Here is a 13,540-nt window from a genome sequence, read left to right as displayed (position 1 = left end):
TTGAACCGCTCGACAGACATGCACCATTCATCCGCCCCCACTCCCTCAGACTGCAGCACCACGCATGCGCGCCTGGCCCATCCCCCCTCCTGGCTGCTGGCCTGTGCCATGGGCTTGGCCCTGACCGCCTGCGGCGGCGGCTCAGGCAGCGACGGGGGCGCGGGAGACCCAGGCCCCGGAGGCACCGCCAGTTCCGGCGTCTTCATCGCCCCCTCAGGCCCGCTGTGCACCAAACTCAGCAGCACGGGCAACTGTCTGCAACCCACCTCATCGGCCATTGAGGAGTCTGACCTGATCAAACTCATCACCGATCCCGATGCACAAACGTCGTTGATCGATTTCAGCGGCATGGGTGTGATCCACAACACCACACTCACCTATAGCCAACAGCCGGGCCAGGCCATCGAAAGCAGTTTCATCTACAGCTCCTACGGCATGGCAAGGCGCGACTTCCAGGTAGGGCGCAACACCTTCATCGTGCAGGGCAGGCAGTACCCGCAGGTCACGCACTACCCGGAGGAAGGCCAGAGCCACTACAAGAACATCAGCGACGATGCAGGCGTCATCTTCCTCGTAGGACCACCGGACCAGCACGAGGAAGGCATCTGGGGCACCACCTTCTCGGAAGGCCAGAACCTCAGCAAGGTCGGCCGCATGCCCAACATGCGCAGCGAAAACACCAACTGGATTTCCGCCATCAGACTGCTCACCGACCAGAGCCAGGCGCCGAGCGAGCCGACCGTGACCTATATCGGCAGTGTCAGCACGCTGGCCGGCACGGCACAACGGCTGGACCCGTACACCACCGACATACTGGACACCGGCGTCAACTACGAGGCGGAATTCAATACGGCCACGGGCAAGCTCACTGGCGTAAAGATCGACTACACAGACCCCAAAAGCCAGAGGCGCACAGTGATGGAAGTGCCAGAGCTGACGTTTGTGAACTCGCGGTTGATCCCTGACTCGCGCAGCCAACGCATCAACGTCGTGCTGGAAGGCCCTGCGAGCGACGTCCGCGCAGATGCTCCACGGCCCGACACACCCCTCACCCGGCAGGACTACACCCTCGATGGCCTCGAAGGCGAAATCACCGGCAAGCAGGCCGAGATCATCCACATCCTCGGCGCCGGCCCCCAGGGCACCATGCAATTGATGCTGATGCGCAAGGACAAGGCCGGACCGGACGTGCCCATCCACATCCCCCTGCCACACCCAAACAGGCCCTGAAGCATGGCCAGCGGGTGGATACAAGCCCGTCCGCCGGCCGCAAACCTGCAGGCATCCCATGCGCCAGAGCACCTCATACCGCAGGCCGCGCCAGCGCGGCAGCGCCATGGTCGAGTTCACCGTGGTCGGCCCCATCATCACCCTGCTGGGGCTGGCCCTGCTGCAGTACGGCCTGGTTTTCTTCAACAAGAACCAGATCAATCACGCCAGCTTCATGGCCGCCCGCGCGGGCACCATGGCCCATGCGCGCATGGACGATATCCGTGACGCCTATCTGCGCGCCATGGTTCCGCTGTATGGCGGTGGCAGCAACAGTGACGAACTGGCGGATGCCAAGACAAAGGCCAAGGCCGACCTTGAAGGCCACCTGCGCATAGACCTCATCAACCCCACGCGCGAGAGCTTCGACGACTGGAGCGCTCCCCACCTGAAGCAGAAATACGGCGTGCGAGCCATTCCAAACGCCGGCCTGGCGCACCGGGACAAAAAAGACATAGGCAGCAAGTCGGCCCAGAGCGTTCAGGACGCCAACCTGCTCAAGATCCGCGTCACCCACGGCTACGAACTCAAGATCCCGCTGGTGCGCGGCATCTACCAGCACTACCTGCGCTGGCTAGACGACGGCAGCGACCCCTTCCACACCGAACTCATACGGCACGGTCGGCTGCCCATCGTCGCGCAGGCCACCTTGCACATGCAAAGCGACGCCATGGAAAGCGATGCCACGGTATCCATTCCCGACACAGGCAACAAGGGCAATCCGCAGGACCCAGGCCAGCCCGATACATCGGAACCCGGTGAACCGCCCGATTGCGAAACCGTGGGCTGCACCACGGTCGGGTCACCGGGGCCGGGGGGTGAGGGCGATGAAGACGACGGCGGTGATGGTGGCGATGGAACCGGAGACGGAGGAGATGGAGGCAATGGAGATGGAAACGACAACGACTGTAAAGGGGCTGACTGCCCCAACTGCACGGGAGACGCATGATGTTGAATAGACCCCACCTCACCCCCCTGCTGCGCAGCGCCCTGCTATGCATTGCCGCATTGCTGGCCCACGCCACGCCGCCCCTGGCGACTGCCGCCCCCAACCTGGGCGGCGGCTCCGGCAAATGCGACCCCACCGTGCAAAGCTGCGCCCCCGGCACGGGCGGCGGCATCGACCTCGGCGGTGGCGGTGGCGGTGGCGGCTCGGGCGGCGGCACCTGCACCCCCACGCCCGGCGGCAGCCCCTGCGGCGGCGCCGGCCCCGCCACCCAGGGCAACTCCAGCAGCACCCACCAGGGCGCCGGCAACCCCATCCACCTCATCAACGGCAACAAATACCAGCGCGAAGTGGACATGCCCGCCTTGCCCGGCGTGCTCGGCCTGGAAGTCGTGCGCCACTACAACAGCAGCTACAGCCGGGCCTACGTGCCCCCGGGCCTGCTCGGCCGCGGCTGGCTGCTCAGCTACGAGGCCCGCCTGTACGACCACCCCACCAACCTGCAGATCGTGCAGGCCGACGGCACCCGCATCATCTTCAGCAAGCTGCGCGAGCACCCCAGCCTGTGCGCCAGCGAGCAGCCGGGCAACGGCATCGTGCGCATCGAAGGCCCGGATACAAAGGGCACCAAGGAAACCAAGCCCGGCCAGGAACGGCACTACACCTGGCAATGGATGGACGGGCGCGAGCTGCGCTTCAACCACCGGGGGCGCCTGACCCGCATCAGCCTGCCCTCGGGCGAGCAGGTCCGCCTGGACTACAACGCCAAGGGCAACCGCCTGCTCAAGGTCACCGACCCGCAGGGCCGCAGCCTGCGCCTGCACTACGCCCAATCTTCGGGCGAGGGCAGCTTCACCGGCGTGCAGGCCATCGACACTCCGCTGGGCCGCATCGACTACCGCCACGGCAGCGCGCCCTTGCCCGGCAGCACCCAGCCCCAGGCCAAGCTGAACGCCAGCCTCGTGCAGGTCATCCTCCCATCGGCCGATGGCCAAGCCCCGGTCCAGCGCCACTACCACTACGACGACCCGCAGCACCCCACCTTGCTCACGGGCATCAGCGTGCAGGGCCAGGGCAGCGACGGCAAGCCCATGGACGAGCGCATCGCCAGCTACGGCTACGGCGACAACGGCCGCGCCACCTTGAGCGTGCGCGGCCCGCCGGACAGCCAGCAGGAAAAAGTCACCCTGGACCTCAGCCAGCCCTGGAAGAACACCCTCACCAACAGCCTGGGCCAGCAAACCACCTACCACTACGACACCATCGGCGGGCAATGGCGATTGCTTGAAGTGCGCGGCCCGGGCTGCGCCAGCTGCGGCCCCGGCGACATGCGCTACCGGTACGACGCGCAAGGGCGCCTGACCGAAGCCACGCGGCTCGATCCCGCAGGCCACCCGCTGGAAGGCACGCGCACCGAGCTGGACCCCTTCGGCCGCCCGCTGGCCGTGTACCGCATCGCCTACACACAAGGCCAAGCCAGGGCCCCGCAGCTGCAGGTGCGCTACGGCTACGGCAAGGACCCCTGGAAGCAATACGCACCCGAACTCATCGCGCGGCCCAGCGTCGTGCCCGGGCGCGAGCACCAGATCCGCATCCGCTACAACAGCAGCCGCCAGCCGCTGCAGATCACCGAGACGGGCTTCAGCCCCCTGGACGCCCAGGGCCAGCCCGCAGGCAATGCGGACGGCGCCACGCCCATCGAACGCAGCACGCGCTACCGCTACACCGAGATCAACGGCCGCAGCGTGCTGGTGGACATCGACGGGCCGCTGCCCACCTCGCTGGCAGGCTATGACGACGGCAGCCCGGCGCAGAACGACCTCACGCGGCTGCGCTGGGACCGCAGCGGCAGCCACGTCACGCGCGTGCTGCAGCCCGATGGCACGACCGTGGCGCTGGAGCATGACCAGGCCGGGCGCATCACGACCCGCACCGAAGACGACGGCGTGCGGCGCCTTCAGCGCCAGATACGCTACAGCGCCTTGTCTGCCAACGCCCTGCAGGCAGAAGAAATCAGCACCAGCGGCTGGCTGCTCGATGCCGACGGCCAGCCCCGCGCCAGCAGCCGGCTGAGCCTGAATCCATACCGCATCCGCCACGACGCCCTGGGCCGCCCCAGCCATGCCATCGACACGGCAGGCCGCAGCACCACCTGGACCTACCAGGGCAGCACCCAGGCTCGGCTCGATGGCCTGGGCAACCGGGGCCAGATCGAGCGCGACAGCGAAGGCCGCATCAAGCGGCTGGGCCTGTACCGCGAAGGCCAGGACCTCCCCGAACGTGCGGCCTACTACGGCTGGAATGCGCAAGGGCGCCTGAGCCACCGCCTGCTGCCCGATGGGCGCCTGGACAGCTACACCTACGGCGACGCGGGCGAGTTGCTCCAGCACACCGATGGCGACGACATCCGCACGCGCTGGTTGAACAACGGCAGTCTCCATGCCAGCCTGTCGCAAGCGCCCGATGGCTGGATACGGCTGGCCCTGCAAGGCTCCTCCGATGTGCCGACAGCACCCCAGGACATCGGACACCAAACCACTGCTTCCCAGGGAACCCAACCCGCCGAACGCCGCCAGGCCCTGCACGACGACTTCGGCCGCACCGTATGGCTTCAGCTTGCCGATCATGGCCGCCAAAGCGCACGCTACAACGAAGCCGATCAATTGCGGGTGCACACCCGCGCCGATGGCAGCAGCACCCACTACCAGTACGCTCCCAGCGGGCGTCTGCTGGCCAAGACCTACGAGCCGGCGCCCGGTGCAGATCGTCGCTCTTCCTCGCAAACCCGGCTGCACTACCAGGGCCGCCTGCTGCAGACCATCGATAGCAACTGGCAGCGCGAGTCCATCGAATACGACGCCCTGGGCCGCCCCGTGGCACGCACCATTGCGCTGGCCACGCCCGACGGCAAGGCCGAACATACCTACCGCACCGCCACGCGCTATGGCCCGGACGGCTGGGTCCACAGCCGCACCCTGGCCGATGGCCGCGTGCTCGTCACCCGGCGCGGCCCCGCCAGCGAAGGCGCCAGCGTGCAAGGGCTGCAGCTGCAAAGCGCCTGGGTGGCCGGGCTGCTGCAGGCCAGCGACCACTGGCTGGGCACCGGCGCCACAGGCTTGCTCGAACGCCTGCTGCCCGCGCAGACGGTGGCTGGCGACATCGGCATCGACGCCTTCAACGGCCTGCAGCACTACACGGCAGGCAATGGCCTGGCCACCTCGCGCCAATACGACATTGCCGGGCGCCTCACGCAGCAGACCACCGGGCAAGGCACATCACAAGGCACATCGCAAGGCAGCGCACCCATCCTCAGCCAGCGCTACCGCTACGGCGTGGGCCCGCGCATCCGCGCCATCGAGCAGGACGGGCGACCCGCAGACGCAAACACAGAGGCCAACGCGCCAGCCGGCCTGCACAAGACCGACTACCGCTACCAGGGCTTCGGCAGGCTGGTGCAGGACAACGCACCGTCAGCACCAGCGCCCGTGCAGCTCGACAGCCAGGGCCGCACCGTCCAGGACGCGCTGCACCGCTACGCCTACACCGAGGCAGGACAGCTCCAGAGCATCAGCGACCACCTGGACCGGCCCATCGCCAGCTACCGCTACAACAGCCTGGGCCAGCGCGTGGGCAAGACCGTGCACCAGGGCGACGGGCAAACGCACAGCCACTACCTGTGGCAGGACAACCGGCTCGTCGCGGAAATGGATGGCGAAGGCCGCATCACCAGCCAGTACCTGTACCTGAGCGAGGGGACTCGCACCCTGCCCATCGCCAAGCTGGAATCCGAGCACAACCGGGACAACGCCAGCGGCAAGGCGCGCATGCTGCACATCCACAACGACCACCGGGGCAGTCCGCAGGCCATGACGGACGCAGGCCAGCGCGTGGTCTGGCGTGCCCGCCAGACGCCCTGGGGAGCACCGGCCATGCATCAGGCCGGCCACACAAGCCTGCCCCGGCAGCAGGCCGTGCTCAACCTGCGCCTGCCGGGCCAGTACTTCGACGAGGAAAGCGGACTGCACGACAACTGGCACCGCAGCTACGACCCGGCCAGCGGCCGCTACCTGCAGCCGGACCCGCTGGGCTACCCGGACGGGCCCGATGCCTACCTGTATGCCGGCGGCGACCCGCTCAACCGCATCGATCCCACCGGGCTGTACCAGGAGGACATGCACTACTACATGGTCTTCTTCCTGGCCCTGGCCGCCGGCCTGGACTACGAGCCGGCACGCATCACGGCGCTGGCTTCGCAGTACGTGGATGACAACCCTATCACCCGGCCGCTGGATGACGAAACCGTGCTCAAGACGATTGGCTCCATCTTCAAGAACAAAAGACAGCTACTGTGGTACCACTTCACGTTGTCGAACGAAAACGGCAGGACCCTCAAGCCTTATGACAACGACAACGTCAACAGCGTGGTCGGCAACCTGAGTCCCCAATTGAACAATCTGCTGGCGGCCAGTCGGCTGGGCAACCCAGAGCAGCCTTGTGCCGAGTTCCAGTTCCTTGGCGAATTCCTGCACGCCTATCTGGATACCTTCAGCCATCGTGGCAGGGACAACCGCCCCGTCGATGCGCTCACGCTGGGATTGGGCATAGGCCATGGGTTCTCAGGTTCCGAACCAGACTACACCTACAACGGCGATCCCGATTACACGGGAAATGACCCAACCGTCAATGCAAGGCATTGGAATGTGCGCGCGGATCGCACATTAGCGGGACAGAAGGCAGTTTATGAATTCCTGACTTCTTATGGAATCAAGCCTGCAATTGGTTTCGAGGAAATTGAGAGTATTCTAGTGGAGTTCAACAAGATCAGAGAAGATGGGAAAGATTTTTCAAAGAAAAATAAATTTCTGCAAGATGCCATCAATGATTTAATTAAAAATGAAAAACTAAATTTAACAAAATTTGGAAAAAATGGCAAAAGAACAAAAGTCAACAATATAAATATAGAGAAAGATGGCGAGGATGCATACAAAAAGGATGATGCCAAAGAGAATAGAGATAAATATCTTGACAGACTTTCTGGCCAGGAAGATAAATATCCAGGTGTTTGTTTGCCAAGGAGTCCAATATGCAAAGATGTGTAGTTTTTGGTTTTTACATATCAGCTTCTCTTATGATGATTGGCTGCCAAGTAGCTCCTCAAAAATCTCTTACAAAAGAAGAGTGGGCAGAGCGTCGTCACCCCCCCAGTGACAAAGGACCACTGCCTGAGGGGTGCAACGCAGTTAAATATAGCGGTGGATATTATCCAATAATGGCTTATCTCAAAGGACCTGGTTACTATTGCGTTGTCCATGATTTTATTCAGCGAAGAGCGCGCGATTGGATTGAAGGCGGAATAGAACGAGGAACTCCAGACGAGGCAGTTTTAAACTTCAGCCGGAATAACAACCTTGATCTAGATTTGCGCGGCCATCTTGTCACGGGGAAGCCGTTTGATAATATTACGGGTATCGGCATAACGTCAGGCAGGGATATTGCCACCAACCTAAGAATGCATAACGGGAAAATAGAAACCCCCGGATCATTAGGATTGGGGGTATGTATGACTCCATATGCTATTTCAAAGAATAGAACTCTGGAGATGAAAGAGGATCTTGCTATTACAAGAAAATCCGGGTGGAACATTGAGACCAAGAATTTCAACGAAATCCCCTGGGACTACACCCCACCCACCTTCTACACCGCAGAAAACCTCCAAATCAAATCCGGCGGCCGCGCCATCATCATGGCGGGCTCCGACAACGTGGTGCGCAACAACACCATCGAGGTCGATGGCCGCACCGCCGTCTACCTGTACGGCCCGCGCTCGCTGGTGGAGGGCAATACCTTCATCGTGCACATGGACCTACGCGACAAGGCGCCGCTGCCCGCCATCCTCAAGCTGCGCGATGCCGATGGCTCCATCATCCGCAACAACCGCTTCATCGTGAAGCGCAGCGGGCTGTTCAGGAAGAAGGAAGAGGAACCCCAGGCAGGCATCAATCTTCTGGAGTCCAAGGACGTGGTGATCGAAGGCAATGTGTTCGAGCAAGTTGCATTGCCAGTGCGCAAGGATACAGCAAGTACCACGACAGAGAGCGGGAATATTTCACAAGGAAGTCCCTGATCCAATGAACGCTATCATATTCATCAATCGTACAAGTCATCTTATCAAATGGTGCATCGCATCTAATCAAGCAAGCATCAAAAACAAACTCATCAGAAAACACCTCGCACTTATATATTCAAGAGATGAGGTGTGACTCAGAAAAGCCCACAAAGATAATCAATGCACCGCCCAGCCCCTATATTACCCCATCACTTTCACAGACCATCCAGCACCGCCCAATATTAATTCAAATTGGCGATGAAGGGAAATTAGGAATTTTGCAATTAAAGCAAAACCTTTCAATCATCTATCGCACCGAACCATTGAGTGAGATTGCATTAGCCCGTAGTATAGCCTCAAGCGCTAAAGGCTATTTTATAGGAGGACTCAAGGAAAAAGATATGCCATCCCTCCAGTATTTCAGCCATGATCTGAAGAAAAGCAAATCACTGGAAATCCAAGGCAACCGTCGAGGGGAAACCACTGCACTCTTCGAAAGTCAGGGGCGCGTGCTTGGCATCATCAACTATTACATAGATAAAACCTTTAAGCAATCTACCGGATCAGCACTGAGAGCCTATAGCGCCACAGGAAATCTATTGGTTGAAATTCCTTTGAACGGAATTGCAACCACAGGTATTGCACTCAAGGATGGGGGTTTGGCCATCAGCTACTGGTTGGGTGAGCAGTTCTATATGGAAAAACGTTCAGAAAATTTTGGATTTCTATGGAGAACCAAGCTCCATCAACGCCAGAACGTTGCTTCCATTTTTGGCCAATTGGTAGAGGTTGGCAAAGAAATAGCCTGGGTTGGCGTAAATGATAGGAAGCTCCTAGTGCACCGCATCAGTCAGCAAGACCAATCAGTCCATACAAGCATAGATACAGAATCAGGTGTAGTGGCATCCGGCAATGATTTCAACTACGTGCATGCTTATGGCAACGAGCTGCATATCGTCAGCGCGGACTCTCGCCTCAAGACCGACTCAGGCGCCAATCGCACCGAATTCTGTTTCATTGAAAGCCGGGATTTCTGAGCTGTCCCGGCATTTCAAGGCAGCCACAGCCCATGGCCTGACTGTGGCCTGCCCCAAGTCGGCCTCATCCTGCCGGCCTTTCCCCTCACCGCAACGTAAACACCTCCAGCGACCGCTCCAGCGATTGGGCGCTGGCGCGCAGCGAGCCCGCCGCGCCGGCCGATTGCTCGACCAGGGCGGCGTTTTGCTGGGTGACGGAGTCGAGCTGGGCCACGGCGTCGTTGACCTGGGCGATGCCTACGGATTGTTCGCGCGTGGCGATGCTGATCTGGTGGACCAGGTCGCTGACGCGGCCCACGGCGTCGACCATGCCGTCGATGGTGCGGCCTGCGGCGTCCATGCGGGCGTTGCCGTCGTTGATGCCGTCCACGGTGCGGTTGATGAGGCCGCTGATTTCCTTGGCGGCCGAGGCGCTGCGCTGGGCCAGGGCACGCACTTCGCCTGCCACTACGGCAAAGCCACGGCCCTGTTCTCCGGCGCGTGCCGCTTCGACGGCGGCATTCAGGGCCAGCAGGTTGGTCTGGAAGGCAATGCTTTCGATGACGCCGATGATCTCGCCCATGCGGCGCGAGGAGCCGCGGATGTGCTCCATGGCAGCGCCCACTTCCTGGATGGCTGCGCCGCTCTTGCCGGCAACCTGGCGGCTCTGGTCGCTTTCATGGGCCATGAGCTGGGCCGTATCGGCGGTCTGCGCCACGGTGCCTGATATCTCTTCCATCGAGGCGGCCGTCTGCTGCAGGCTGGTGGCCTGGGATTCTGTGCGCTGCGCGAGGTCGAAGCTGCCCTGGGCGATCTCGTGGGCGGTGGTGGCAAAGCCGCGCATTTCGGTGCGCACGTCGCCGACCACGGCCCGCAGGTTGATCTGGATCTGTTGCAGCCGCTGCATCAGGGCACCCATGGGGCCGCTGTAGTCGTGCTGCATGTCCGTGCCCAGCTGGCAGCTGGCAATGTCGGCGGCAAAGCCGCTGGCCTGCTCCAGGCCCGCCACGCAGCGCTGCTGGAAGCGCCACAGCACAAAGCTGCCACCCGCCAGCAAGGCGGCCAGGCGCGCACCCCAGCCGGCGGCACCCTGCCAGCCCAGCAGGTCGGGCAGCATGGCGGCCAGGCCCACGCCGCCCAGCATCAGCGCCATGCGGGCCGTCAGACCCAGGTCGCTGCGGCGGTCCCACAGGCCTGCCAGGCCCAGGCGGCGCAGTTCGCCGCCACGCAGGCGCAGGGTTTCCTGGCCGGCATCGGCCTCCGCGCGCATGCGTGCGTAAAGGGCTTCGGCGGCCTCAATCTCGGCCGCCTGGGGCTTGGTGCGCACCGACAGGTAGCCGCGCGGCCGGCCGCCTTCCATGATGGGCGTGACGTTGGCGCGCACCCAGTAGTGGTCGCCATTCTTGCGCCGGTTCTTGACCAGGGCGGTCCACGGGTAGCCATGGGCGATGGTGCGCCACATGTCCTTGAAGGCGGCGGCGGGCATGTCGGGATGGCGGATGAGGTTGTGCGGCTGGTCGATCAACTCCTCGTAGGTATAGCCGCTGACCCGCACGAAGGCCGGGTTGCAATGGGTGATCTCGCCCTTGGTGTTGGTGACGGATACCAGCAGCTCATCGCCCGGAAAGTCGTAGTTGAGCTGGCTGACGGGCAAATTCACGCGCATGGGTACCACTCCTTTGGGATGTCTCTTGTTCTTGTGAAATGGCATGGCAAAACGCTCTGAAGCCACCGGAATCCATCAAACGGAAACACAAATTCACATTTCCAAATCATCTCACAGCACGGCAACCGCAGTCTCATGCTCGGAACTGGTGCATGGTTTTACAGCGTGTGCGCCAGATTTGTGGTGATGATTCAGAACAGTTGAGGCGTAAAGGGGTCGCTGTCCGGCGCGGGCTGGGCCGGACCCCTGAGCAGTTGCTCTCGCGCCAGCGGGTCCTGGGCCGTGGCATCCCAGTCGGCCGTGCGCACCAGGTTGCCCACGCGCACGCCCAGCAGGCGCAGCCGCCTGGCCAGCGGCACGCGCTTGAGGCACTGGCCTGCGGCGTGGCGCAGGGTGCGGGCATCGGCCATGGGCAGCTCCAGCGTGTGGTCACGCGTGGCGGTCTTGAAGTCGTCATAGCGCAGCTTGATGCCGACGGTGCGGCCCATGTAGCCCTTGCGCTGCAGGTCCTGGGCCAGGCGTTCGCACAGGTCGGTGAAGATGGCACTCAGTTCTGCCCGGTCGCGCACGGCGTGCAGGTCGCGCTCGAAGGTGGTTTCGCGGCTCATGGAGACGGGCTCGCTGTGGGTGACCACGGGCCGCTCGTCGCGTCCCCAGGACACGCCATGCAGCCAGTTGCCGTAGGCGCGGCCAAACCACTGCACGAGCTGGGGCAGGCTTTGCGTGGCCAGCTCGCCAATGGTCTGTATGCCCAGCGATTGCAGCTTGGCATCGGCCTTCGGGCCTATGCCGTTGATCTTGCGGCAGGCCAGCGGCCAGATCACGGCCTGCAGGTCGTCGGGCTGGACGATGGAGATGCCGTTGGGCTTGTTGAATTCGCTGGCCATCTTGGCCAGCAGCTTGTTGGGCGCCACGCCGATGGAGCAGGTCAGGCCCGTGGCGTCGGTGATGGTTTTCTGGATCAGCCGCGCCAGCACGCGCCCGCCCTCGCGCTGGCCACCGGGCACGTCGGTGAAGTCGATGTAGACCTCGTCCACGCCGCGGTCCTCCATCAGCGGGGCGATGGAGACGATGATCTCCTTGAACATGCGCGAGAAACGCCGCACCTCGGCGAAGTCCACGGGCAGCAGGATGGCCTGGGGGCACAGTCGCGCGGCCTTCATCATGCCCATGGCCGAGCCCACGCCGAACTGGCGCGCCGGGTAGGTGGCCGTGGTGATCACGCCCCGGCCCACGTAGTCCTTGAGGCGCGAGAACTCGTCCACGGGAATCTCGTGCAACCGGCCGGCGTAGCGTGCGTCCAGCGCCTCGTCGTGCGCACGGCGTCCGCCGCCGATGACCACGGGCAGCCCCTTGAGCTGCGGATAGCGCAGCAGTTCCACCGAGGCATAGAAGGCGTCCATGTCCAGGTGGGCGATGCGGCGCGGGGGCGCAGCATCGGCAGGGCTGGTGGGTGTCGTGGGTGTCGTTTCAGGCACGCCGCCATTATTGCGGCAACTGTGCATTCATACAGCCCACAGGCCATTCATCCCTGGAGGCAGATCAGCACCAGGCCGAGCACCATGAGGCCCATGCCAATCATTTCCTGGCGGCTCAGGCTTTCGCTGAGCACGCGGCGCGAGACGATGTAGCTGAACACCACCTCGACCATGCCCAGCGTGCGCACGGGTGCCGCGCCCTGCATGGCGTAGGCGGTGAACCAGGCCAGCGAGGCGGCCGCGCCCATGCCACCGGCCAGCAGCGAGACGCGCCAGGCGCGGAAGATGGGGCGCAGGCCCTGCGCGTGGGTGCGCGCGATCCAGGCGCCCAGGCCCAGGGTCTGCATGAGCTGGGCGATCAGCACGCCCCAGGCGCCCGAGAGCCAGGGAGATATCTCGCCCAGGCGTGCCAGTTCCACGGCACCACCCCGGTAGCCCACGGTGGCGATGGCAAAGCAGGCACCGCAGGCCAGGCCGTAGAGCGCCGAGCGGCTGGCCCAGGCCGACAGCGACAGCATCTGCCCACGCGGCGGCAGCGACAGGATGAGCACGCCAAAGGTGGCCAGCGCCATGGCCGCCAGCGCCACGGCGGTGGGCAACTCGTGCAGGAAGATGCCGGCGAACAGGGCCACCTGCAGCACCTCGGTCTTGGACAGGGTGACGGCCACGGCGAAGTTGCGCTCCTTCATGGCCAGCAGCAGTGCCGCCGTGGCAGCAACCTGGAAGAAGGCCCCCAGCGCGATCCAGCCCAGGTAGGCCCATGAGAACCGGGGCAGCGTCCAGGCGCCATCGCCTCCCAGGTACAGCGCCAGCAAGTAGATGCCGGCAAACGGCAGGCCGTACAGGAAGCGCACCAGGGTGGCCGGCAGGGTGCCGAGCTCGGCGGTCAGCGAGCGCTGGGCCGTGTTGCGCACGGTCTGGGCGGCTGCGGCGAACAGCACCACGGGCACCCACAGCCAGGTCAGGTCTTGAAGAGAAAAAGGCATGTCAGCGAAGGGGAAGGGACCGCCAGCAAGGCGCGGGCAACCAGACGCTGGCCAGCATAGCCGCCGGCCGGGC

Annotated in this window: 7 protein-coding genes and 1 pseudogene; 5 read left to right on the top strand and 3 right to left on the bottom strand. The window is 63.3% G+C overall.

Annotated features, from left to right (window positions below; all coding sequences use genetic code 11):
- The first annotated feature begins 108 nt into the window (after positions 1–108).
- The 5 genes and pseudogenes from ACFPFG_RS25680 to ACFPFG_RS25660 all read left to right on the top strand — a co-directional run bounded on the left by ACFPFG_RS25680 (position 109) and on the right by ACFPFG_RS25660 (position 9,358).
- Positions 109–1,230 carry a hypothetical protein gene (locus ACFPFG_RS25680; RefSeq protein WP_259649229.1) on the top strand — a complete coding sequence of 374 codons (1,122 nt, stop codon included), beginning with the start codon at positions 109–111 and terminating at the stop codon, positions 1,228–1,230.
- Between the two features lie 58 nt (positions 1,231–1,288).
- Entirely contained in the window at positions 1,289–2,218 is a 930-nt protein-coding gene (locus ACFPFG_RS25675) for a TadE/TadG family type IV pilus assembly protein (RefSeq protein ID WP_183019872.1), read from the top strand.
- Complete coding sequence (locus tag ACFPFG_RS25670) at positions 2,215–7,314, top strand: DUF6765 family protein (protein WP_380108788.1); 5,100 nt, start codon at positions 2,215–2,217, stop codon at positions 7,312–7,314. The genes ACFPFG_RS25675 and ACFPFG_RS25670 overlap by 4 nt, the downstream gene beginning before the upstream one ends.
- Positions 7,299–8,207: pseudogene (locus ACFPFG_RS25665) on the top strand (hypothetical protein); the annotation flags it as partial. The gene ACFPFG_RS25670 and the pseudogene ACFPFG_RS25665, both read left to right, overlap by 16 nt.
- A 257-nt stretch (positions 8,208–8,464) precedes the next feature.
- The gene (locus ACFPFG_RS25660; RefSeq protein ID WP_380108786.1) at positions 8,465–9,358 is read left to right on the top strand and encodes a hypothetical protein; all 894 of its coding nucleotides are present in this window, start codon (positions 8,465–8,467) and stop codon (positions 9,356–9,358) included.
- A gap of 85 nt (positions 9,359–9,443) precedes the next feature.
- Here ACFPFG_RS25660 and ACFPFG_RS25655 read toward each other — a convergent pair whose 3' ends face one another.
- The 3 genes from ACFPFG_RS25655 to ACFPFG_RS25645 all read right to left on the bottom strand — a co-directional run bounded on the left by ACFPFG_RS25655 (position 9,444) and on the right by ACFPFG_RS25645 (position 13,467).
- Positions 9,444–11,003 (bottom strand): methyl-accepting chemotaxis protein, encoded by a 1,560-nt coding sequence (locus ACFPFG_RS25655; protein WP_183019874.1) that lies wholly within the window; start codon positions 11,001–11,003, stop codon positions 9,444–9,446.
- Between the two features lie 191 nt (positions 11,004–11,194).
- Positions 11,195–12,508, bottom strand: coding sequence for a DNA polymerase IV (gene dinB, locus ACFPFG_RS25650; protein WP_374617933.1), 1,314 nt, complete (start codon positions 12,506–12,508; stop codon positions 11,195–11,197).
- A gap of 20 nt (positions 12,509–12,528) precedes the next feature.
- Complete coding sequence (locus tag ACFPFG_RS25645; RefSeq protein ID WP_183019876.1) at positions 12,529–13,467, bottom strand: DMT family transporter; 939 nt, start codon at positions 13,465–13,467, stop codon at positions 12,529–12,531.
- Between the last annotated feature and the right edge of the window lie 73 nt (positions 13,468–13,540).

It is taken from the genome of Delftia deserti, from assembly GCF_042653485.1.
Classification (GTDB): domain Bacteria; phylum Pseudomonadota; class Gammaproteobacteria; order Burkholderiales; family Burkholderiaceae_C; genus Comamonas; species Comamonas acidovorans.
Note: the sequence above shows the minus strand (reverse complement) of the source record. Positions and strands in the feature narration are given on the sequence as shown.